This window comes from Bacteroidales bacterium, assembly GCA_026418905.1.
Taxonomy (GTDB): domain Bacteria; phylum Bacteroidota; class Bacteroidia; order Bacteroidales; family DTU049; genus JAOAAK01.
On sequence record JAOAAK010000041.1, the window covers coordinates 23,811 to 46,619 of the forward strand.

Annotated in this window: 19 protein-coding genes; 3 read left to right on the forward strand and 16 right to left on the reverse strand. The window is 35.7% G+C overall.

From position 1 onward, the window contains the following. Positions 1 to 299: 299 nt before the first annotated feature. From N2Z72_08050 to N2Z72_08080, 7 genes are read right to left on the reverse strand one after another with little or no spacing between them, the layout of a single operon-like run. A complete protein-coding gene (locus N2Z72_08050) occupies positions 300 to 1,598 on the reverse strand; it encodes a gliding motility-associated C-terminal domain-containing protein (GenBank protein MCX7697625.1) in 1,299 nt (432 codons plus the stop codon). A 34-nt stretch (positions 1,599 to 1,632) separates the two neighbouring features. Continuing rightward, a complete protein-coding gene (locus N2Z72_08055) occupies positions 1,633 to 2,184 on the reverse strand; it encodes an RNA polymerase sigma factor (GenBank protein MCX7697626.1) in 552 nt (183 codons plus the stop codon). A 7-nt stretch (positions 2,185 to 2,191) separates the two neighbouring features. Continuing rightward, entirely contained in the window at positions 2,192 to 3,145 is a 954-nt protein-coding gene (locus N2Z72_08060) for a transketolase family protein (protein ID MCX7697627.1), read from the reverse strand. 11 nt (positions 3,146 to 3,156) lie between these two features. Continuing rightward, positions 3,157 to 4,554: a VWA domain-containing protein gene (locus tag N2Z72_08065; protein ID MCX7697628.1), complete on the reverse strand. Its 1,398-nt coding sequence runs from the start codon at positions 4,552 to 4,554 to the stop codon at positions 3,157 to 3,159. Beyond that, the gene (locus N2Z72_08070; protein MCX7697629.1) at positions 4,541 to 5,395 is read right to left on the reverse strand and encodes a transketolase; all 855 of its coding nucleotides are present in this window, start codon (positions 5,393 to 5,395) and stop codon (positions 4,541 to 4,543) included. Before N2Z72_08070 ends, N2Z72_08065 begins: the two co-directional genes overlap by 14 nt. Positions 5,396 to 5,403: 8 nt before the next feature. Next, positions 5,404 to 5,763, reverse strand: a complete 360-nt coding sequence (locus N2Z72_08075; protein ID MCX7697630.1) for a co-chaperone GroES family protein — start codon at positions 5,761 to 5,763, stop codon at positions 5,404 to 5,406. Positions 5,764 to 5,767: 4 nt separating this feature from the next. Further along, on the reverse strand, positions 5,768 to 7,798 hold the full coding sequence (locus N2Z72_08080) for a C10 family peptidase (protein MCX7697631.1): 2,031 nt from the start codon (positions 7,796 to 7,798) through the stop codon (positions 5,768 to 5,770). A 72-nt stretch (positions 7,799 to 7,870) separates the two neighbouring features. Between N2Z72_08080 and N2Z72_08085 the strand changes: the two genes are divergently transcribed. The 3 genes from N2Z72_08085 to rdgB are packed head-to-tail and all read left to right on the forward strand — an operon-like array spanning position 7,871 to position 12,243. Then, positions 7,871 to 10,543, forward strand: coding sequence for a PAS domain S-box protein (locus N2Z72_08085; protein MCX7697632.1), 2,673 nt, complete (start codon positions 7,871 to 7,873; stop codon positions 10,541 to 10,543). Positions 10,544 to 10,582: 39 nt separating this feature from the next. Next, complete coding sequence (mnmA, locus tag N2Z72_08090; GenBank protein ID MCX7697633.1) at positions 10,583 to 11,656, forward strand: tRNA 2-thiouridine(34) synthase MnmA; 1,074 nt, start codon at positions 10,583 to 10,585, stop codon at positions 11,654 to 11,656. Further along, positions 11,653 to 12,243, forward strand: coding sequence for an RdgB/HAM1 family non-canonical purine NTP pyrophosphatase (rdgB, locus tag N2Z72_08095; GenBank protein MCX7697634.1), 591 nt, complete (start codon positions 11,653 to 11,655; stop codon positions 12,241 to 12,243). Before mnmA ends, rdgB begins: the two co-directional genes overlap by 4 nt. Here the strand turns inward: rdgB and gyrB are convergent. From gyrB to N2Z72_08140, 9 genes are all read right to left on the reverse strand, one after another. Further along, positions 12,240 to 14,234 carry a DNA topoisomerase (ATP-hydrolyzing) subunit B gene (gene gyrB / locus N2Z72_08100; protein MCX7697635.1) on the reverse strand — a complete coding sequence of 665 codons (1,995 nt, stop codon included), beginning with the start codon at positions 14,232 to 14,234 and terminating at the stop codon, positions 12,240 to 12,242. The genes rdgB and gyrB overlap by 4 nt on opposite strands. Before the next feature lie 112 nt (positions 14,235 to 14,346). Then, positions 14,347 to 15,663 (reverse strand): class A beta-lactamase-related serine hydrolase, encoded by a 1,317-nt coding sequence (locus N2Z72_08105; protein ID MCX7697636.1) that lies wholly within the window; start codon positions 15,661 to 15,663, stop codon positions 14,347 to 14,349. Further along, complete coding sequence (locus N2Z72_08110; GenBank protein MCX7697637.1) at positions 15,638 to 16,660, reverse strand: peptidoglycan DD-metalloendopeptidase family protein; 1,023 nt, start codon at positions 16,658 to 16,660, stop codon at positions 15,638 to 15,640. The genes N2Z72_08105 and N2Z72_08110 overlap by 26 nt, the downstream gene beginning before the upstream one ends. A gap of 1 nt (position 16,661) precedes the next feature. After that, positions 16,662 to 17,816, reverse strand: coding sequence for a hypothetical protein (locus N2Z72_08115; protein MCX7697638.1), 1,155 nt, complete (start codon positions 17,814 to 17,816; stop codon positions 16,662 to 16,664). After that, complete coding sequence (locus tag N2Z72_08120) at positions 17,813 to 19,120, reverse strand: amino acid permease (protein ID MCX7697639.1); 1,308 nt, start codon at positions 19,118 to 19,120, stop codon at positions 17,813 to 17,815. Before N2Z72_08120 ends, N2Z72_08115 begins: the two co-directional genes overlap by 4 nt. Then, positions 19,117 to 20,058 (reverse strand): M23 family metallopeptidase, encoded by a 942-nt coding sequence (locus N2Z72_08125; protein ID MCX7697640.1) that lies wholly within the window; start codon positions 20,056 to 20,058, stop codon positions 19,117 to 19,119. The genes N2Z72_08120 and N2Z72_08125 overlap by 4 nt, the downstream gene beginning before the upstream one ends. A 5-nt stretch (positions 20,059 to 20,063) precedes the next feature. Further along, positions 20,064 to 20,762 (reverse strand): 16S rRNA (cytidine(1402)-2'-O)-methyltransferase, encoded by a 699-nt coding sequence (rsmI, locus tag N2Z72_08130; GenBank protein MCX7697641.1) that lies wholly within the window; start codon positions 20,760 to 20,762, stop codon positions 20,064 to 20,066. After that, on the reverse strand, positions 20,740 to 22,008 hold the full coding sequence (locus N2Z72_08135) for a M28 family peptidase (GenBank protein MCX7697642.1): 1,269 nt from the start codon (positions 22,006 to 22,008) through the stop codon (positions 20,740 to 20,742). The genes rsmI and N2Z72_08135 overlap by 23 nt, the downstream gene beginning before the upstream one ends. Then, positions 22,005 to 22,769 carry a hypothetical protein gene (locus tag N2Z72_08140; GenBank protein MCX7697643.1) on the reverse strand — a complete coding sequence of 255 codons (765 nt, stop codon included), beginning with the start codon at positions 22,767 to 22,769 and terminating at the stop codon, positions 22,005 to 22,007. Before N2Z72_08140 ends, N2Z72_08135 begins: the two co-directional genes overlap by 4 nt. Positions 22,770 to 22,809 lie beyond the last annotated feature (40 nt).

A 22,809-nucleotide genomic window follows, 5' to 3' on the forward strand; every position in this document is an offset into this window, starting at 1 on the left:
TTTGGATAAGAGATTATTGTTATTTTTTTGAGCGTATTACCTGTTAAACATTTATTCTATTTGTATAATTTTTACTGTGAGATTGGTAGTAAACCCTGTTTGACTTAGCAGGAAACATGATCGATGATTTTTAAGTTAATTGATCAATGAGTCTTATATGATAAGAAGATGTTATGTTACTCACTATTAAAGTAAAACAATTTATGCATTCGCCAGGATGTTAACTTTCATAAAAAAACACCAGCTTACAGCTGGTGCTTCGTGAGATTGGAGGGTGAGGGTATTATTGTACCGCAGGCTTACTTCCGATGAATAGTAACCACTCCTTCTTCAATTATTCCATCAGGGAAACGCAAAATGTAAAGATAGCTTCCATCCTCACAATTTTCGCCATTCCAATCATTCCTGTAGTCTTTGCTAGAATAGACTAGGCCGTTATAACGGTTATACACGCGCAATTCGGTGCCAGGATATTTTTCTAGGTTGCCTATGATAAAGTAATCATTGATTCCATCTCCATTAGGAGTAAAAGCTTTGGGTATATAGACATCACAATGACGAAGCTTAACATAAAAGCTGTCGATGTAAGTTTTGCATCCTTTAACATAAACATAATACCAACCGGGAACTTTTGTAACTACAGAAGATTCTTTGCTTTGAAATTGAGGCCATTCGTACGTATAATCGTCTGAGTTCTGTTGCGCAGAAAGCTGTACACCTTCGCTAAGACAACCGTTAATTAGATTTGAACTACTTAGCTTGGGTTTTGGAATGAATTTTACACGAATACTTTTGATTTGGGCATTTCCATTACTGAGAGACACAGTGACTCGATAAGTTCCACTTTCTTTGATGAGAATGGTAGAATTTGTTTCACCCGTACTCCATTTATAAGAAGTAGCACCAGGACTATAAGCATTTAATCTCACGGGTGATTCAATGCAGGTATCTTGAGGAACCATCTCAAAGATGGAATAGTCTTGAACATAATCATTTTCGGTGGAGGTGGTTTCGTTGATGGGTGTGGCATCTTCTGCATCGGTTACATAAATATAAGTTGGAGATTTCACAGTTGAATAAGAAGTGGAGGACGATATTTGTCCTTCATATTGTTTGATGATATATTCTTTTGTTTCTTCTTCCAAGGGAAGTTTTTGAATTGTTTGGTAAATTTTATCGGGCTTTGCTTGAGGATTGATGACAACATGAGCTTTTTTTGTGGTTTCTTCGTTCATGCCAATGAGTAAAACAGGATTGGTGTTTGCATCGTTGATGGCTACGACCGGATATGTTTTCGAAGTAATGGCTGTAGAATCAATTAAAGATTGTTGGCTTGGGGAGTTTTGAACTGAAAAAAGATGTATAAAATACCATACAGAGGTTACTATTGCTATTCCACCCAAAGTAATGAGACCGATTTTTATAATTTGTGACCATGGTGTTATGAGTGGAATGTTTTTTACTTTGGAAATAATTTCAACACCTAATTGATTAAAATAATTATCAGGAACTTTAAATGGATTTTCATCGCCTGTTAGTTGCCTCAATTTTTCTTCATCCTTATTAATCAATAAATCAGATAACTTATTTTTTCTCATACCGATAAATTTGACTATTGAACATTAAAAAAGTTTAATCATTTTTAGCTAAATTTTCCAAAATTTTTTTGACCACAATATGATAGGTTACTTTAAGAGTTGAGATGTTAGTTTTCAGAATTTGTGAAATTTGATCGTAGCTAAGATTATTAAAGTATTTGAGAATAAAAACGATTTTTTGTTTTTCTGGTAGCTTTTGAATTTCATGCCAGAGTTTTTGTTGAATTTTTGAACCTGAAAAGTATGAGTCTGCTTTAAAACTATCACCAGTTTGTTCGATCATTTCTTCAAGGGAAATCTTGAGATGGGCTTTTTTGTTTTTTAAGAAACTCAGAGCTTCATTAATGGCTATGCGATACATCCAAGTAAAAATTCGAGAATCCTCTTTGAAGAAGGGGATGTATTTCCATATTTTGATAAAAGTATTTTGGACAATGTCATTAGCATCATCATGGTCGAAAACGATTCGACGAACTACCCAATAAATATTTTCTTTGTATTTATTGACTAGATAAGTAAATCCACGTTCACGTGTAGCATCACTTTTGAGTAGGGCTAGAATTTCACTGTCTGTAGGATGGGCCATGGGAGGGTTATTTACGTTTGATAACTTGCAGTGTTTTCTGGATAATACTTTGATAATTAAGTTGATATTTATTCATCAGTTCTGTTGGCGTTCCACTTTCCCCGAATTGATCTTGCATGCATACCATCTCTATGGGGACTGGATGATAAAGGGTGGCAATACCGGCTATTAATTCACCAAGACCTCCGGCCTTAAGATGTTCTTCTGCAGTGACTGCACAACCTGTTTTTTGCAAAGAATAAATTATTTGGTTTTCATCGAGAGGTTTCAACGTATGTATGTTAATAACTTCTGCAGAAATGTTATATTGCTCAAAAAGAATTCTAGCAGCCTCTAATGCTTCCCATACCATATGACCTGTGGCGAAAATAGAAACGTCTAGACCTTCTTGAAGCACTAATGCTTTGCCCAGTTCAAATGGAAGATCCCAAGTGAAATCTGGCACAGATGGGCGACCAAATCGCAAATATACAGGGCCCTCCCATTCAGCTATAGCAAGAGTTGCCTTATAAGTTTGACTGTAATCACAAGGATTGATCACAGTCATATTGGGTAGAGATCGCATCAAGGCGAGATCTTCCATCATTTGATGTGTGGCTCCATCTTCGCCCACAGTAAGGCCAGCATGTGAAGCGCAAATCTTAACATTTTTTTGACTGTAAGCAATACTTTGTCTTATCTGATCGTAAACTCTACCTGTAGCAAAAACAGCAAAAGTTCCAACAAAAGGAATAAATCCAGAAGATGCAAGGCCTGCTGCTATTCCCATCATGTTGGCTTCCGCAATTCCAACCTGGAAGAAACGATGGGGGAATTCTCTGGCAAAAATATCCATTTTCAGTGAACTTGTAAGATCTGCACATAAGGCAACCACGCGTGAATTATTCTTGCCAAGTTCAAGCAATGCATCTCCAAAACCTGATCGCGTGTCTTTCATCTGACGACTTTTGTAGTACTTCATATGAAAAGAATTTAATACATGGACATATTGATTCTTAGGGTTTGCCCCGATTCAATTTTAAATTTTTTTTCTATACTAGCTTGAGCTTTAGTTTGATACTTTGCTCTAAAAACTGCAATGTATTCCCCTGGCATGAGATAAAGAATTTCTTGGATTGAATTCTCAGGGAAAACATGAACGCGTTCTATTTCATTTCTACTTTTCCGCCAGAGTAGAAATCCGTAGCCATCAGAGGGAAACTGAAAAATGACGTATCCCGGTTCTTCAATTTCAATGGTTGTAGTCGTATTTTGATTGATTTCAACATCTTTTAGTTCTATAGGAGGAATAGTATTGATACGAATATCGTATTTCCCTACAAGGTATTTGACCGGCTGCTTAAACCACTGGGTATTGAGAAGCTGGCAACTTCCAGACTGATAAACCATGATGGGAATAGGAGTATTACCTTGGCTTAATTTGCCTTTAGTTTTTACAACAAGAGTTCCCTGACCTGCAAAAGTACCCACGGTGGTGTGATAGCCAGGTCTCAAGACAAGTGAATCTATGAAGACAGGGGGTAAGGTGTGAACTTTAATATAGTATTTAGGAATAGGGTCAATATAAAGTGTATCGGGTACTCCTCTTGCGTTTAATGTATGGATAAAGTGATAGCGAGGAAGATTGCTAACTTTATCAAATAAAGTAATGGGTACATTGGTTTCTGAAGGTTGCTGGTATACGTCTAGCAAATTTATCTGGCATGTTGTAGGATTCAAAGCTTGAGAAATAACAACATGTATAACTCTTCTGAATTCTTCTTCGGTTGAGCCATCAAAATACATACCCACACAATTGAAAGCTTCAGAAAAATTCTGACCGATTCCAATGATGAAAGGTTTTAGAATAATACCTTTTTCTTGTAGTTCTTTAGAAACAGCACATGGATCGCCTCTACATTCTTCGATTCCATCGGTGATAAGAATAATAATATTACGGCAATCTTCGCACGGAGGAAAGTCATTGGCAGCAAGTTGAAGTGAAAGTGCTATAGGTGTTGTCCCGCTGGGTACTAGTGATCGGATTCGGTTTTTGATTTTATCAATGTTGTTTGGGGCAAAAGGTATCTCAAGTCGACTATCGTCGCAGTCCTGTGGTGGAAATGTTTTGGTATGGCCATACACACGTAAAGCAAACTCAACATTTTTGGCATTTCTGAGGCTATCAAGAAGTTCGAACATAATGTTTTTAGCAACATTAATTTTAATGTCGCTTTGCCATTTGCCATACATGGATTGACTAGCATCAAATAAAAAAAGTATTCGTGTAAGCTTTGGTTTAATTTTGGGTGGAATGCCCTGGGATTTAATTTCTGATGAGGTAAGTATGACAATAGAAAATATTAGAAAAAATTTTTTAAAAATCTCCATAAGTTTCCGGAATTTCCCGAATAGCTTGATTAAATTGTTCCTCATTGGGAGGACTTCCATGCCATTTGTGGTTATTTTCCATAAATGAAACGCCTTTTCCCATAATGGTGTGCATGAGAATCACGATAGGTTTGCCTTTATAACTTAATCTTTTTGCTTGGAGAAGGGTATTATAAATTTCTTGGTGGTTATGGCCATCCATTTCGAGAACCTCGAAACCAAATGCTTGCCACTTTTGATGAAGATTTCCAAGGTTTAAGACTTCAGAAACTGGACCATCTATTTGCTTGTTGTTCCAATCGACAATGGCTATTAAATTATCAACATTTTTGGCTCCGGCGAACATGGCTGCTTCCCAGATTTGACCTTCTTGTATCTCGCCATCACCCATTAAGCAAAAAACATGATATGGGTCATTGTGAAGCTTTTTGCCAAGTGCAAAACCAATAGCAACGGATAATCCCTGTCCGAGAGAACCAGTGGAAATTCGAATACCAGGAAGCCCTTCAGCATTTGTAGGATGGCCTTGGAGGCGAGAATTTATTTTTCTGAAAGTAGATAGTTCTTCTAATGGAAAGTAACCACAACGTGCTAATACACTATACCATAGAGCACTTAAATGTCCGTTGGAAAGAATAAAAACATCTTCTCCAATTCCGTCAAGAGTGAATGTTTCTGGGGAATGTTTTAATATTTTGCTAAAATAAAGTGTTACCATGAAATCAGCACATCCTAATGCACCTCCTGGATGTCCAGATTTGGCATGGTATATCATCCTGAGAATGTCCCTTCTCACTTGTTGAGACATTTTAATTAAATCAAGATCATCAATTACCATCATAAATGAGTTTAAAATTCAACGCGATGTATAAGTAAAATGCTGTTGTGGGGAACGATATAATATTTTTCATTGTTAATAATAACTTCGATGGCATTTTTTTGTAAAAATAATACAAAATCCCCTACTTTTGCTTGCAGAGGAATGTATTGAGGTTCATTTTGCTGATTTTTCCATGGCTCATCATTCTCACGAGGAATTGGAATAGGATAGCCAGGTCCAACTTTAATGATCCATCCACTCAAGATAGGTTCTTTTAATTGATATCCTGGTGGTAGGTAAAGTCCGCCAATGGTCTGTTCTTCTTCCTTTTTTAATTTAACAAGGACTCTTTCACCAACCATAATAATGTTGTTGAGATCCAGTTCCATTTTATTACTTTTTTATGATAAAAAAATTCTGGTTTTCATTACGAAATCTTAAATTCACAATATATACTCCTTCCCTTAAATCATGAACATAAATAACAGGATTTTCTTTTGAAATCAAATGTTCCGAGACTAGTTTGCTATCTATTGAAAAAATCCGAACATGAGTTTTTTCCTCAATTCCCGTCAAAAAAAGTTTATCTTGAACAGGATTAGGATAAGCAAATAACTCCTGGGGAAGATCTTTAATATAAGCAGCTGAAGGGTGGTAATAAGCTACAAAACCATTTGCCCTATAAGTGGGTGAAGTTTTAAAAATAACAGAAAGGTCTCCACTAAGCGAAAATATGGGATCAGGCAAACTGAAGCCAGAAAGGTCGACAAGGTGTCCGGAGGAATTATCGAAAATTCGTACATAATCAGTTGGATCTACTTCGAAAGTCAAGAACTTAAGCCATGTGGGCTGGTAAGTTTGAATTTTCCATCTGCACAGTGTGTTTCCCTGATAAGGATATGAGCCACTACCGTCAGAAAAAGTGTCCGTGGGTTGATTCAAAGTAACAATACCACTGCAATAGGATAGAGTTGTTGCACGGTACTCAATTAAAAAACCATCACTACTATCATTTGAAGAAGTAAAAGTTAATAGCAAACGAGATGTATTGGGTACGTGAAGATGAAAAGAGTTGAAATGTCCTGTGAATGCTCCAACAAGCGGGGCAGATGGATTATCGCCAGCAAAGATTTTCAGAACCCCACCAGAATCTACATTAAATTCTATAAAATCCAGGTGAAAACCTGTGACACTATCTTCAGGAAGTATAAGCCAACTACAATGGGTATGAGATTTATAGGGATACAAAGGACCTGACCCATCGTCAATGGTACCGGTCACAGATTTTAACGTATCTATTCCTTGGCAATAGGGTGGATAATTACCAACAGGAATCATGTTTACAATAACTTCCTGTGAGAGATTAAAATTAGCTCCACCTGGGGTGAGTTGATCAAGGTAGAAGTAGCCATCAAACAATCCACCCCAGCCCCAGTTAATATGAAAATAAGTACTATCCTGGTAACCATCAACAACAAATGCATGTCCAGAGGTATAGGTAGTATCACTCCAACCAGCATAATAAAGAGGTAACTTTTGGTTTAAATGATCAAGAATTACATTAATCCAATTTCCTTGAAAAGTATCCCTAAATAAGTATTGTGTTTGAGAATTATATGAAAAGAATTCACGCATGATATAAGCGGCTTTGTGATTGGTCATGCCACTCCCATGTGGCCCATAATGCATATCAACCGATACACCAATATGGTAAAGTAATTTGGCAACCTCTTTGTTCTCGCGCGATAAAAAAGTAGGCATTTCATTGTATTGGTAGGTATGTTGAGAAAAATCTACAAAAAGTACTCCATAAGTAGTGTCTTCGCTTGTGTAAGCCCCTGTACCTCGCACGGGCCACCGAAAATAGTTAAAAAGCTGACCAATCGCTGTAGCTACACATCCTGTTACGCATCTGTTATCGGGACCAGCTGGGTCAATAGGACAATACATGTTGTAATATGTACCTTGATCCCATGTAGTATGAAGTAAAGGTCCTACTTGTGATTTCAATTTGGGTATATGGCCTTTGAGGTAGTCTTGATAAAGTTTGATGCTTTTTTCACTGGGTGTAATTTTGTTTTGGATAGCATGTTTAACTTGCCTGGCGTAACTATTCAACCATAGAGAAAAAGCCTGATGAGGTTCTTGAGAAACAAGCTTTCCCTTGTTACTATAGGCAAGGACAGGAACAGAAACAATCCATGCAGGAACCACCACAAAGCCTTCAGGTTCTAAATAAAGAATATATAAAACCGTATCATTTTCAAAAACGTAAGTCTTAATATGTAAGGAATCAAATATCACTTGTCTCTGTAATTTTTCCTTTCCAAAGTAAAATCCGATAGAGTAAGCATCATTTAAACTAATTCTCTGACTAAGCAGTAAAAATGTGAATGCAACAAAAAGCAATGAAAATTTTTTCATTTGTTTAGAGATTCATTTGCAAAATAATAATAAAATTCTAAATGATTTATTTTTACGTTTTTAAAATTTGGCATGAAAAAAGTACGTGAGATTTTTCAAAGCTGGTTGTCTGAGACAGATGAAAGTGAGAGAGAAAAATATTTTAATGAGCAAATTGTTCCCCTTCTTTTCAACTACCCTGGGTCTCGTGTAGATTGGAAGTCCTTATATTATATTAACTCGTATCAAGGTTTTGTTCACTGGTTAACGGAACAGGTTCATGACAGTCTGCCTGTTGATAAGTGTCTAGTATCATTTTCAGAGTGTATATTGGACGATCGCCTTCGTTTATTAGCTTTATCTGGTACTCAGGAGCTGGTAGAGCTGTTAAGCAAGCAAATATTTTCCGATTTTATAGACTTAAGCTTTTTATTAAATAGTGATGTAAAAGAACAAATCAAAAAAAACGAATTGATTTTTCTTCACGATTTGAGGCAAGTTCTTTTGAATTTATATCGTCCAGAAATAGACCATTTGCTTAAGGAAATTTCTCTGTCTTATATGTATGGGTTTGGCTTTGTGGATGAAAAAAATATTCTTGGCACGTTGGTCATATTCGTTCCCAGAATTCTAAATGCACTGGAGATACACAGGTTGAATTCTTTTTTGAAATTCCTTAATGCTTTATTTCTTTTTTTTCAAAGATACTTGTACTTGACTCATGTTTATCACGATCTTGAATTATTGTTAAATCAAAATAAGCAATGTATCGTATTGTTCGATGAAAATGGTAAATGGATAGTTGGAAATCAGGTTGCAATCGAAATTTTTTTGGGTCAAGTTGATTTATTTGATTCAAAAACGCTTGACATATTGGGTTTAACTTTATTGGACGTAGAAAATTTAAAAAATGGAAAACATTTTTTCTTTTCTACATATCATCTAAAAAATCTTAAAAATACTCATCTTAGAAATATGGTTTATGGTTACATAAAACCACATTTTAAAACTCCTCATCAGGTATCATCTTACTTAATGTATTTTCTTCCATCCGATGAATCTGAAAATATCAAAAAATCCATTGCAGCCATTGAAGAAAGGTATCAGAGAATTTTTTACTACATGCAGGATGTTTATTTTGAGGTTGATTGGGATGGAAATATCATCGAACTAAGTCCTTCGGTTGGCAAAGTGATAGGAAAACCTCGAGAAGAATTGATAGGTAAGAATATGCTAGAATTCTATAATGATCCCCTGGAACGTGAAAAATATTTACAACTTCTATCCGTACAAGGTTCTGTACAAAATTATCTTTTAGAACTGAAAAGTAATGAAGGAGAAATTTTTTATGTTTCTGTGAATTCTAAGGTCATTCAAAATAGTGATGGAAAAAAGATCATTGTTGGATCTTTGAGAAATGTAACATCTGAAGAGTTAAATAAACGCGAACTTCATGAAGCCCAGCAAAAATTTAGAACTATTTTTGAGGAAGTACCTGTTGGGCTTTGTTTGCTTGGCTTGGACGGTCAGGTAATTGAAATCAACGAAACACTTGTTAAAATGTTAGGATCTCCTTCTAAGGAAATGAGTAAACAGTTGAATATATTTAAAGTAACTCCCGAAAGAACAACTGAACTCAAGAAAGCCATTGAGCGTGTTCATCAGACAGGGCAAACGATGACAGCGGAGATCAATTATCGAAGTTATTGGGGTAAAGAACTTTACGCACGCGTACAAATTAAACCTTTTTATTTTACAGGTTTTGATGTGCCTACTGTGTTACTTCTTGTGGAAGACCTTACGGATTATCAGCATATCAAGAAAGAACAAGCTACTTTGCAAACGCGATTTAACGAACTCTTTAATAAAACCAAAGATTTCGTTTTGCTTTTGAACGAAAAATGGGAAATTGTTTCAGCTAATGAGGTATTTGTTCAATGGAGTGGTTTATCGCTTTCGCAAGTAAACAAGCAATCTATTCATGCTTTTTTCTCTTTCGGGGATGTTGAGCGTATGAAAAAACTACTTATTCATTCCCATCAGAATCTCGTGTTAACTCTTGAAATGACTAATCTTCGAAATGAAAAACGATGGGTTGAATTATCCCTTACACCATTGCCAGATAAAGATAATCAGCAAGAAATATTTATTCTTGGGCGAGATGTTACAGAACGAATGCATCAATCTATCTTGCTTGAAAAAACATTGCAAGAAAAAGAAAGATTAATCCTTGAATTACATCATAGGTTAAAAAATATTTTTCAAATTATTCTTTCTTTGTTGAATCATTACGACCGTTATTTCAAATCTACTTCGATGCCACAAGATTATTTCGATTTGCTCAAAAAGAAAATATTTATCATGGCTATTGCTTACACTGAGTTTTATTTCAAAGATTTTCAGTTGAATATTCCCATTCATCAATTTATTGATCTTTTGGCACTTACTAGCCAAATGACCAACTTTCATTTGGTAAAAGATAATAATCAAACGAATTTTCAGATAAATATCGACAAAGCTATCCCCTTGGGTTTAGCCATTAATTGCCTCTATAACATGGCAGAAAAATACCATAACGATAAAGAATTTCAGATCAATGTTAAACTTCATGAAAGTCAATGTGAAATTTCTTTTTCCAACTGTGCTTTTCCTTTGTCTATTTTAAAACAATATCCTTTTGAAGCAGAGTTTCTTAAAATGATGGTAACTCATGCGCTCAATGGTCGATTAACGATTGATCAGGATCGATGCTTGATTCTCTATTAAAGCATGAAACTATTTTAAATTTGCACTTATATTTATTCGATGGATGTTGCTTTGTTAGTTTCTGGAGGTGTTGATAGTAGCGTTGCCTGTTATTTGATGGTACAACGTGGATATAAGCCTCATTTATTCTATATAGCTATCGGTCCTGATAAAGGAATTAAGGAGTTCGACTGTAAGATGGAAGAAGATGTTGAAATGTGTAGGTGGATAGCAAAAAAGTTCCAACTCCCTTTCGAAATAGTTTCCTTACATGATGAATATTGGGAAATGATTATGCACTATCATTTAGAAAGTCTTAAAATGGGAAAAACTCCTAATCCGGACGTATTGTGCAATCAGCTCATCAAATTTGGAATTTTTGTTGAAAAATATGGTAAGAATTACTCTCTTGTTGCTACTGGTCATTACGCTCACATTCAGAGATGGCAAGGGGTCGGATATCTTCACACTGCAAAAGATAAAATAAAAGATCAAACATATTTTCTTTCCTCTCTTTCTTTGGAACAATTACAACATCTACATTTTCCTCTTGCTCACATTACGAAAGAAGAAGTTCGAGCATTAGCAAAAGATCTTGGATTTCCAAATGCCAATCGTAAAGGAAGTAGTGGAATTTGTTTCATAGCCCGAAATCAATATACTGAATTAATTAAAAGTTTCCTTGGAACTTGGGAAGGAGAATTTGTAGAGTACGAAACAGGCAAAAAAATAGGTCAACATCAGGGTCATTGGTTTTATACCATTGGTCAGCGAAAAGGACTTGGTCTGCCGGGAGGACCATGGTTTGTCGTAAAAAAGGATGCCTATCAAAATGTGGTATACATTTCGAGAGGGTATCAACCAGAAAGCATCATGAAAAGAATTATCTATGTTCGGGACATTCATCCTTTATTCCCCGTTGAAATTAATGAACACAATTACATTCATGGATTTGTGAAAATTAGACATACTCCAAATTTTTCGAAGGCAAAGGTGATCAAAAAAGGTCACTACATTCTGATAGAAACCGAAGAACCTCAACAAGGTGTGGCACCAGGGCAATTTGCTGTCATGTATGATGAAAATCGAAAATTTGTTTTATTTTCAGGTGAAATGATATATCCAGACACATGAAACTAATTTTTGTAACCAATAATTTCCATAAATTGGAGGAAGCTTGGGAAATTCTTAAAGACTGTCAAATTGAAGTATTGTCTTTAAAAGACATAGGTCTCGAAGTACCCATAGAGGAAACCGGAGATACTTTTGATCAAAATGCTATGATCAAAGCTCAGACTATCTATCAACTTGTGGGATTAGATTGCTTTGCTGATGATAGTGGTCTAGAAGTAATGGCTTTAAACAACGAACCTGGAGTATGGTCTTCTTGTTATGCAGGTGAAGAAGGTAATTCAGACAAGAACATTTCTAAATTACTACGACGACTGGAAGGAATTGAAAACAGAAAAGCTCGTTTCGTAACGGTCATTTGTTTCATTTGGAGAGGCAATTCATATTTTTTTAAAGGTGAGGTATACGGGCAGATTATTCGGGAAAGAAGAGGAAAGGGTGGATTTGGCTACGACAGTGTTTTTGTACCCGAAGGTTACGATAGAACTTTTGCTGAAATGACTATGGAAGAGAAAAACAATATTAGCCATCGAAAAAAAGCTTTGATGGCTATGAGAACTTTTATCGAAAAAGAAATTGGCAAATATTAAGCATCTATTCTCGCATATTTAGCATGTTTTTCTATGAACTCGCGTCGAGGAGGCACATCATCGCCCATGAGCATAGAAAATATTCGATCAGCTTCGGCAGCATTTTCAATCGTGACTAAACGGAGAATTCGTGTTTCTGGATTCATGGTGGTTTCCCATAGTTGTTCAGCATTCATTTCTCCAAGACCTTTGTAACGTTGGACTGTGATTCCTTTGTCCCCGCCTTCGTTTTTTAGTTTGGTTAGAATTTGGTCTCTTTCTTCATCGCTCCATGCGTATTGTGAAAAATTTCCTTTCTTAATCAGATAAAGTGGAGGTGTTGCAATGTAAAGATGTTCGTTTTCTATGAGTGGTTTCATGTAACGAAAGAAAAAGGTCAATAGAAGAGTTGTGATGTGACTTCCGTCCACATCAGCATCTGTCATGATGATGACCTTGTGATAACGTAATTTCGATAGATTAAGTTCTTTAGAGTCTTCTTCTGTTCCTATCGTTACTCCGAGTGCTGTGAAAATATTTTTAATTTCTTCAGAGTCGAATATTTTATGAGCCATTGCTTTTTCTACGTTAAGAATTTTCCCACGGAGTGGAAGAACGGCTTGAAATTGTCTGTTACGACCTTGTTTAGCGGTTCCACCTGCACTATCACCCTCAACGAGAAAAATTTCGCACAGGCGAGGATCTTTTTCAACACAGTCAGCCAATTTTCCCGGAAGTCCAGTATTGGAAAGTGCACCTTTACGTTGAACCAATTCTCGAGCTTTGCGGGCAGCATGACGAGCAGTAGCAGCCAAGATGACTTTATTGACTATATTTTTTGCATCTTTAGGGTTTTCTTCGAGGTAATAATTTAAATGTTCTGACACGACTGTGTCGATAATTCCCATAACTTCATTGTTCCCCAGTTTGGTTTTAGTTTGTCCTTCAAATTGTGGTTCCGGAACTTTTACTGATATGATTGCTGTTAAGCCTTCACGAAAATCATCACCGTTAATATCAAATTTAAGTTTTGCTAACATGCCGTTACGTTCAGCATAAGCTTTAAGAGTTCGTGTGAGACCTCTTCGAAAACCTGCCAGGTGAGTACCTCCCTCAATGGTATTGATATTATTAACAAAAGTATGTACGTTCTCGGAAAAAGATGTGTTGTATTGTAATGCTATTTCGTAAATAATTCCATTTTTTTCACCTTCAAAATATATGGGTTTTTCTATGAGGGGTTCACGATTGATGTCCAGATATTCGATAAAGTCTAACAATCCTCTTTCAGAGTAAAATTCTTCACGAGTAATGTTACCATCTTCATCTTTTCGTAGATCGGTAAGTATGAGGCGAATACCTTTGTTCAAATATGAAAGCTCCCGCAATCGTCCTGCCAAAATTTCATAGCTATAAGTGGTTGTGTGGAAAATATGATGATCAGGCTTAAAAAAAATGATGGTACCAGTTTGATCAGTTTCACCAATCACATTTACTTCGGTAATTGGTTTACCGCGTTCGTAGATTTGTTGGTAGATTTTCCCATCTCGATGAACTGTAGCGATGAGTTTCGAGGAAAGAGCATTTACGCACGATACTCCAACGCCGTGTAAACCACCTGAAACTTTGTAAGAACCTTTATCGAACTTGCCTCCAGCGTGAAGAACAGTCATTACCACTTCAAGTGCTGATTTTTGCTCCTTTTCGTGCCAGTCTACAGGTATTCCTCGACCATTATCTTTGACAGTTATGGCATTGTCTTCATGAATAATTACTTCAATTTCAGTACAATAACCTGCCAATGCTTCATCGATGGAATTGTCGACAACTTCATATACGAGGTGATGTAAGCCTTTTTGTCCTATATCGCCAATATACATGGCAGGTCTCTTCCGCACAGCTTCTAGCCCTTCAAGCACTTGAATGTTTTGAGCTGTATAACCATTAGATTTGTCTGTTTCAGATAGCAGTGCTAAATTCTGTGTGGCGTCAAATAATGTCTTTTCACTCATGATGTTTCAATTAACTTCTCTCTACAAAGGTAGCAAGAATATTTAAGATAAACACCTTTTAAAAAACATTTCTGTCTTAAAAAAAAGCCTCTTCATCTAAAATATTTAAAAACTAATTATGTGATTGTACAGTGTCTTGCAATATTTTCTCAAGTTCCGAAAAATTAGGGAGAACGTTTTTGATTCGTTTTTCTTCTTCTTGAAGTAGTATTCGACCTAATTTTCCAAAGAAAGGAAATGCAATCTGATGGTATTCGTATTGATCATCATTAAGAATATCGTTTGCATTGGTATAAATAACAGCAGCCACCAAAAATTCAATCTTTTTTTCAAGATGAACGATGTATGCTACATCCATCACAAAACCATAACTGAGTCCGACTATGTTAAAAATTTTTAATCCATTATCTTGGATGGTATCTTTAGAATCGCCAATGCAAAAATATTTTTTATAACTGTCTTCGTATTTCTCGTAATTTTTGTATATTTTGTATTTAGATTGACGAGGATACATGGCAAGATATCGGATTAAAAAAGCTCTGTCTTCTTCTGATATGTTCCATCTTTTACGAGGTGGTAGTGACTCGGGGAAAAAAATGGATTGAATCATTTCTAGAGCATCTTCTAAAGGCAGGAAAGATGAATAACGAAAATCGAAAGGTTTCTCTTCAAGAACTTTGCCTTTTAGGTAACCTTTACCAATTTGGGTTTGAATGTTGTACGGAACGTACAATATTTGAGTATTGGTCTGAGGAGGTTGATAATATAGAATTTGGTTGTGTTTGTTATAAAACCAAAATGGATTAGTCAAGCGATTTTCTTCGACAGAGCAGGCAGAAGAAAAACGTTTTAGAATATAAACGTCTTTGTATCCTTTTTTTCGAAGTTGTTGGTGAATGTATTGTTGTCCAAGGAATTCATACAAACGATTATATGATATATTATCGGAAACAAGAAGTATTTTTCGAATAAAATCAGCTATGGTTGGGCATCCATCTAATGATGTGGAATCATCTGTAAGTTTTGTCTGACATGAGCTAACCTTACCTATTTTCAGGCAAGTATATTTGTTTACACCGTATTTTTTAAGCGTCTGTAACTTTTCAAGAGATAAGAGTATGACAGGCAACTTGATAAGACTAGCAGGATAAAAATAGTGGTAACGATTTACGCCTAAAGTATGCCTGGAAAAATGTGGTTTTTGAAGTGAATCTCGATTAATCCTGACGAAAATGATTTGCAATTGAAATTTCTCAGGTTCCTCATATATTTCTGGAAAGGAATCACAATACTGAACAAAAATGAGATTTGCAAGATACGATGTATCATCAGGTTTGTAGACATACTGACTTTTTCCTTCTTTCAGGCAAGGAAAAAAATAGATGAAAAATACTAGTAAAAAATTATTTAATTCTAATTTTCTGACCAATTTGAATGACTGAATTAGGCTGGATATTGTTGAGTTTGCATAAATTTTCTACTGTTGTACCATATTTATTAGCTATAGACCAGAGAGATTCACCTTTTTGAACCATATGGTATGTACCTGGTTTTACTGACTGGTATAGTTTGTCGTTAGATGGTGAAGCTTTATTAGGATTGGTTTGAGTTGGCGTAGTCACACCTCCGTATCTGGGCATGGGTTTGTCGCCGTTGACAAGATTTCTTGCGTAAGCTTTGTGATCTTGTACAACTTTAAAGTCTGAAGGTTTCAATACTAGGGTATCACTCTTAAGCTTTTGGTTTTCGAAATCTATGATTTTGAGTGGATCAAAAGCATGGTCTTTCCAGCGCACCTCAAAATGGAGATGAGCACCCGTCCAGCTAGCACCCGTATTGCCACCAGCTCCTATGATTTGACCAGCTTTTACAATTTGATTGGGTTTGACATAAATTTTTGAAAGGTGAGCATAATAAGTCTCAAGACCATTAAAATGCCTAATGATGATTAGTTTTCCATAACCACCCTTGTTGTATTGGGCATATCTGACTTTCCCATCGAAAGCGGCCCTCACTGGCGTACCAACATCCAAATTAATATCAATAGCTTTGTGCTCACGACGTCCACGCCACCCAAAACCTGAATTGATTGAACCATAATGAGGCAAAACAAATTTTCTGACAGAATCTATCAAAGGTATAACGATACTATCATTAATAGTACCTGAAGAGCCATAAGTAAAAGTCATATTAGTGTTCCAGCATTCTTTAAATATCATAGAAGTGTCACAAAAAAGTTCATCTCTTTTTAACTGATCGATGGAGGATAAAAAAGTCCAGCTATTGTTTTTATATAAAACAATTTTCTCACCTTGATATTCAATTGTATCTAGAACATCTGAAAAGTCATCTGCGAGAGAATCAACTTGAGAAAATATTATAGAAGGAATAAGAAACAAAAGAATAGAAAACTTTTTCAAAATCATGTTATTTTTTTATTGCAACAAAAATAAGAGATTTTGGGTTATAACCAAAACGAAATCGAAGTTCCTCATTTTGAGCAGTAATGGTGACAAGTTCAGGTTGGTGATACGCAGCAAAAACAGGAATGGTCTGGGTGTACTTTCCAAAAAAGCTCAAATTCCAAAGATCATTCTTCAAAAATTTCAAAGGAACACCGCTATCATCTTGTACGATATTTTTACTAGCAGACAAGATGATATTTCTGATTTTGCTATATTTATCTTCATGTGGGCAATATGAACTGGATTTAATGAAAGTAGAAACATTTTTTAAGCGAGACAAGAATTTTTCACCGTTAGGAAATGCTTGAAAACCATCATTGCGTATACTGTAACTCAAATAACTAAGTTTTTGAATCCGATAGATTTTTTCATTGTAAAATGTAATTTCCACTCCGTGTGAAAATTTGTGTCGAGGATGAAAACTGGTGTCGTTATGATATACTATTTGTCCATTTTCGTTCAATTCAAATGATTTAATCTGTAAGATTCGAAGATGATGTCGTGCCATAAAGAAAAGAAGAAGAGGAAGAGTGCCCTGAATTTGTTCATTATTTACTTGATATTTCATTTTCTTTGTAATGAAGAAGCTCAGGTTTAAGTTATCGTATATAGCTTGATGGAGTGTTGAAAAAAAAGAATTAAGTTGACGACCGATTTTTTGAATGTCAGGTATTTTGCCAATGGGTTCAAGTGCGACCATAATGTAACAGCGGGCATCTGGGAAAAAAGCATACATGTAGGAGAAATCAGGTCCGCTGAATGGATAGAAAACTGTATCTGTTTTTATAAGGAGTGTATCCAAATGAGTAGAAACCCAGCTTCGGATAACTTTTATTTTTTCTTTTTCAAATTGTTTCCATGCTGAGTCAGTTTGCTGTGCATAAGATTTCCACTCATGAGTCTGAGTTAGCTGAAAAAATTGGCTTGTATCGCTCACAGGCAAGCCAGCTATAAATCGCGATATGTCATCATAATAAGTAGACTGCCATACAAGTGTATCTCTTTGAGGAGAACTCGTCAGTGTTTTTGATGTGTCCTTGTTATTGTTGTCTACTTTTGTTTCGGAACCACAGGCAGACATTAAAATAGCAAAAATGACAATGAAAATATTTTTCATGATTTTGATATTTTTTGATCAATGATGTATATCAATCCACCAACAAGAAGAAGCCCCAGTCCTGCTAAAGATTCAGTAGGTCGCTCAACAATCAAAAAAACAGCCATGGCAGCGTTAAACAACATAAAAAATAAAGTAGTCAAAGGATGACCGATTGTTCTTACGGCCGATGGAAATTTTAGCTTCTTATATCGGACAATAAAAATCCCCATTACGGATAGAAAAGTAAATATATTTAAAGTAAATCCCGTAAAAGTAAGAAGATTTTCAAAATTGGTCAGAAGAATAAGGATGGCACTGATAAGAGATTGAAAAAGCAATGCATATAGTGGTATTCCCTTTTGGGTTTTATAAGCAAGTTTTTTGAAAAGAAATATATCTTCACCCATGACTTGTAAGACGCGTGGCCCAGTAAAAACCATGGAGCTTATAGAGGAAATAAGTAAAAGAGAAATAATAAGAGCCATTAATTTGCTGATATTTGGATTGAAAATGTATTCAGCTGCAATGAAACCTATTTCTACCTCGCCTTTCAATTTTTCTAAAGGTGCTACTTGCATGAAAGTATAGTTCAATAGCAAATAGAGCAGCATGACAAAACCAGTTCCTAGCACGAGCGAGCGTGGAAGCTGAGAACGAGGATTTTTCAGATCGTTTACAAAATAAGCTGAAGCATTCCATCCACTATAAGCATAAGATACGTATATAAGGCTAACAAAGAAGCCGGCAGAAAAAATATCATTGAATAGATTGTCTAAAGTAATCGGATTGGTAGAATCCTGATTGGAAGGAGAGAACAATAATCCTGCTAGAATGAAAAATACAATGAAAAAGATTTTAAATAATGTAAAGCCATTTTGAAAACCACTACTTAAATTAATGGTACGCGAATGAGCCAATGTAATGATCGCAAGAATAATCAATGCATACCATGTTGGAGTAAGATAAGGGAAGATCTGGTACAGATATTTTCCAAAAGCAATACACGCAAGTCCAACAGGGGCAGCAAAACCTATAGTTATGGAAGTCCATCCAGCTAAAAAGCCAAGTGAAGGATGGTATATTTGACGAAGAAAATTGTATTCACCACCACTGCGTGGAAATAAAGTCCCTAGCTCCGCATAGGCAAAAGCTCCGAAAAGGGCAAGGATCCCTCCAATTAGCCAAAGCAAAAGGATGGTTACTGGATTGCTAAATACATTTAGTTGAAACCCCAGAGAAGTGAATACACCTGTACCAATCATGTTAGCTATGACAAAATTTGTGGCAGTGAGAAGATTTAAGCGAGATGTTCTTTCATTCATGATAAACTTTGATTTAATTGTTTGGCTTTTGTAAACATTTGGAAGTAATGGACAGGAGGAATTGCCATCATCACATCCATGGGATCAATGGGCTTATCATGATACCATATTTCATAATGAAGATGAGGTCCATATGATATTCCAGAACTACCAACCAATCCAATTACTTCATTGGGCTTAATTTTCTGGTATAACTTTACTTTGCTTTCTAAGAGCTGAGCATAAATCGTTTTGAAGCCATTTTCATGGTCAATACAAACAACATTTCCGTATCCTATCATGTTCTGAGGTGGTGGAACAACAATTCCGCCGGCTGTGGCAAGTACAGGTGTACCTGCTCTAGCTGCAAAATCTACCCCGTTATGTTGGCGAACCATTTTGAAAATAGGATGTATACGTTTTCCATATCCACTGACAAGTGTATATTTTCCCTCGGGAAGAGGTATTCGAAGAGGCAATTTTTCTATTTTATCGTAATGTTTTTGGATGTATATTGCAAGCAATTTCGCAACATATTCAATATATAGCCTGTTTTCAACTTTTGATAATCGGTTTTGGGTAAATGAAATCATGCTTTGCACATTTTGCATAGAATCAGCAAATGAGGTCCACGAAGCTAATAAAATGGTATCGTATATGCTTTCTTCAAAAATTTCTTTTGTAACCATTGAATCGTATTGTTGTAAAAGCTTGAGCTTGGTAACGTAATGATGGTATTTTTCTTTGGTTCTATTAAGTGTATTTTCATATATTTCCAGCTGATTCAGTAGACTTCTTTGTTTGGGAGTTTCATAAAATGAAATGATTGCAATAAAAAATATAAAACCAAACCCCAAACTAGCGATGAAAACAATAAGAAGTGGAAGAAACCATTTGTTCTTTCCTTGCTTTTGATAATATTGGAGGTTTTCAACGTCAAAATGCCATTGTTTTTTCATAATATTTACTCATTATATAGCACAACGGTAATTTCACCACGAATTTGTTTAGCTTTAAAGTAATTGAGTGCATCCATAACAGATCCTCTGAAAAATTCTTCATACTTTTTGGTGACTTCTCTACCTACACAAATGGGGGTGGAGCCACAGAAAATATGAGCAATTTCTTCCAATAATTTTAATAGTCGATGCGGGGATTCGTAAAATACAATAGTAGTATTTTTCAATTGAGATAAGAATAACAATCTTTGTTTTCTCCCCTTTTTATGAGGTAAAAAGCCCTCAAAGTAAAATCTTTGGATGGGCAATCCACTGCCTACTAAAACAGGTATAAAGGCCACCGGCCCAGGAAGTACTTCGACATTAATTTTTTCTTCTATACAGGCTTTGATGATGAGATATCCCGGATCACTAATTCCAGGAGTTCCAGCATCAGACACTAAAGCTACATGTTCTTTCTCTTTAATAATAGAAATGAGATGATCTAAGCGGCGATGTTCATTTTCTTTATGATAGGAAATCATAGGTGGAGGAGAAAGATGCAAAAGTTTAAGAAGTTTGCTTGTTTGTCGTGTATCTTCGCAAACAACAAGGTTTGCATTTTGCAAAGTTTCTATAGCTCTCAGAGTGATATCCTTGAGATTACCAATAGGTACAGGTACAACACTCAGCTTGGCCATCTTAAAGGGAATAAATAAAATCAATCAATAACTTAAAAACTTGTTCGTATTTAGTGAAAGGCAAAGGTGGTTTGTCTTGAACTTGATGATAAAAAGGGTGTTCACCTCCCATGGTATAGATGAAAAAAGAGGGTATCCCCTTTTTCGCAAAAGGAGCATGGTCGCTGTTAAAAGATTCACCACGTAACTGAATATTAGGAACATATTGATATTTTTCGTTCAATTCTGTGAGGATTTTAGCATAGTTTGAAAATGTTGTGCCGTTTACTACGCCAATTCCCTGACTACCTGTGCCAACCATATCGAGGTTGATGACAAATTTAATTTGACTAAGTGGTATTGGGGGATCCTGGACAAATTTAATACTTCCTTTTAGGCCGGCTTCTTCTCCAGCAAAGGCTACAAAACCCATAGAATATCTGGGTCTAAACATGTTTTCTTTGATGGTTCTTGCTATATCAAGCATCATGGCAACACCGCTTGCATTATCGTTAGCTCCCGGATAGGCTGCTGTGTCAAGTTTACCAAGATGATCATAATGGGCAACTATTAGGATTAAAGAATCGGCAAACTCTCGGCCTTGAACGTAACCCATAATGTTTTTGGCTGTGTAATTTATCCTGGATGAGACTAAATCAATGGTAACATATTTTAATTTTTTTTCATTGTTTATCCATTTTTTTACAATGGTAGGGGAAAGCTGGAGGAGAGGGTGAGCAAAACTTGGTTCATACTGGACAATATGAGCAATGAAATAATTAGTGTCCATGACAAGAATGCCTTCGCAATGTTGAAGAAGATTTCCCCACGAAGTTCTTAATTTCTTTTTTTTCTCGTCGTTTAATTGGTAAGCTGGTATAATGACAAAACGATTTCGAGCTCTTCGTGGTAGCTTGAAAATAGTATCTTTGGGATTGTAGACCCATGTTTTAAATGTACCTTTCTGATTTGAGCTAAGGGCTGAAACATTAAATTCATGAGCTGGAATAAGGGTGTCTTGTTTATTGAGAATAAGTTTTGCCTTAGGAAAAAAGTTAACTTCGTAAGTTACATTTTGAAAATAATCTTTGTGCAACGGACGTATGTCAAAACGTTTGAATTCTCCAGCTATAAAATAAGCTGCACTGTCTATTTCTGCATTTGTATAGCCGCGACCACGCATAGGGTCAGAACAAAGCTTTTTGACTACCCATTGTGCGTATGTCACATCCTGTGAATAATAAATGAATCTAAAAAGCAAAAAAGAAAGAGCAAATATCAATCTCATCATTTGAACCTTCTTTGTATGTATTTAAATAAAAGTGAACTTACACTTTCTTCCAGGTTAGGTACTTTTTGCTCGAGAAAATTTTTGGCATACTCCATGGCGTGTTCAAAATTAGGAGCATCTTCAAGATGAGTTATGAAACGTTCGTATTCTCCCACGTTGTTTTTAAAAATGGATTGGATAAACATAAATTTATCATTGAGACTTATTTCGGTTTTTAAGTTTTTAATAGGTCTGTCAATTTTGCTTTCAGTGGTTTGTCTTTGTTTGGCTAAATGTTCGTTGATGGCTTTATATCTGCCAAGGTATTTTTCAGCAAGGATCTGTGCTTCTTGCGAAGATTCCTTAGTTTTCGTACCTTCTTCTGAAATAGATTGAGGGGGTAAAACCATATCGTTTTGAGGGATAACCGTTGTAGTTGGAGTAGCTGAAAATGAAGTCGATTCGACATTCTTAGATTGTATTTCAGGAGCAATGGGTTCATGTGTTGTTGTGCTTATAGATTGGTCCGAAGTAAATGATTGCTTAATTTGATTCTTTTGAACTGATTCGTCATTGGCTAAATTCGAAAGTTGCTGATTGAGCCATTGTTGATTATACTTGTTTAATTGGTGAACCTCATCATAAAGATGTCGGATTTGCTCCATAAGGTAATCGATATCAAGCTGTCGATATGGAAATGATGAGCGCGAGAGATGGGAGATAATTTCTGTAATATTTTCCAGTATACCTACCATGTTTTCATGAATAATTTTATCCTGCATAATAGAACTATGTATTTTTGTACAAAAGTAGTATTTTTTC

Coding starts and splice junctions, on each gene's coding strand:
- N2Z72_08050 (MCX7697625.1), bottom strand. CDS start 1,598: ATGAGAAAAAATAAGTTATCTGATTTATTGATTAATAAGGATGAAGAA.
- N2Z72_08055 (MCX7697626.1), bottom strand. CDS start 2,184: ATGGCCCATCCTACAGACAGTGAAATTCTAGCCCTACTCAAAAGTGAT.
- N2Z72_08060 (MCX7697627.1), bottom strand. CDS start 3,145: ATGAAGTACTACAAAAGTCGTCAGATGAAAGACACGCGATCAGGTTTT.
- N2Z72_08065 (MCX7697628.1), bottom strand. CDS start 4,554: ATGGAGATTTTTAAAAAATTTTTTCTAATATTTTCTATTGTCATACTT.
- N2Z72_08070 (MCX7697629.1), bottom strand. CDS start 5,395: ATGATGGTAATTGATGATCTTGATTTAATTAAAATGTCTCAACAAGTG.
- N2Z72_08075 (MCX7697630.1), bottom strand. CDS start 5,763: ATGGAACTGGATCTCAACAACATTATTATGGTTGGTGAAAGAGTCCTT.
- N2Z72_08080 (MCX7697631.1), bottom strand. CDS start 7,798: ATGAAAAAATTTTCATTGCTTTTTGTTGCATTCACATTTTTACTGCTT.
- N2Z72_08085 (MCX7697632.1), top strand. CDS start 7,871: ATGAAAAAAGTACGTGAGATTTTTCAAAGCTGGTTGTCTGAGACAGAT.
- mnmA (MCX7697633.1), top strand. CDS start 10,583: ATGGATGTTGCTTTGTTAGTTTCTGGAGGTGTTGATAGTAGCGTTGCC.
- rdgB (MCX7697634.1), top strand. CDS start 11,653: ATGAAACTAATTTTTGTAACCAATAATTTCCATAAATTGGAGGAAGCT.
- gyrB (MCX7697635.1), bottom strand. CDS start 14,234: ATGAGTGAAAAGACATTATTTGACGCCACACAGAATTTAGCACTGCTA.
- N2Z72_08110 (MCX7697637.1), bottom strand. CDS start 16,660: ATGATTTTGAAAAAGTTTTCTATTCTTTTGTTTCTTATTCCTTCTATA.
- N2Z72_08115 (MCX7697638.1), bottom strand. CDS start 17,816: ATGAAAAATATTTTCATTGTCATTTTTGCTATTTTAATGTCTGCCTGT.
- N2Z72_08120 (MCX7697639.1), bottom strand. CDS start 19,120: ATGAATGAAAGAACATCTCGCTTAAATCTTCTCACTGCCACAAATTTT.
- N2Z72_08125 (MCX7697640.1), bottom strand. CDS start 20,058: ATGAAAAAACAATGGCATTTTGACGTTGAAAACCTCCAATATTATCAA.
- N2Z72_08135 (MCX7697642.1), bottom strand. CDS start 22,008: ATGATGAGATTGATATTTGCTCTTTCTTTTTTGCTTTTTAGATTCATT.
- N2Z72_08140 (MCX7697643.1), bottom strand. CDS start 22,769: ATGCAGGATAAAATTATTCATGAAAACATGGTAGGTATACTGGAAAAT.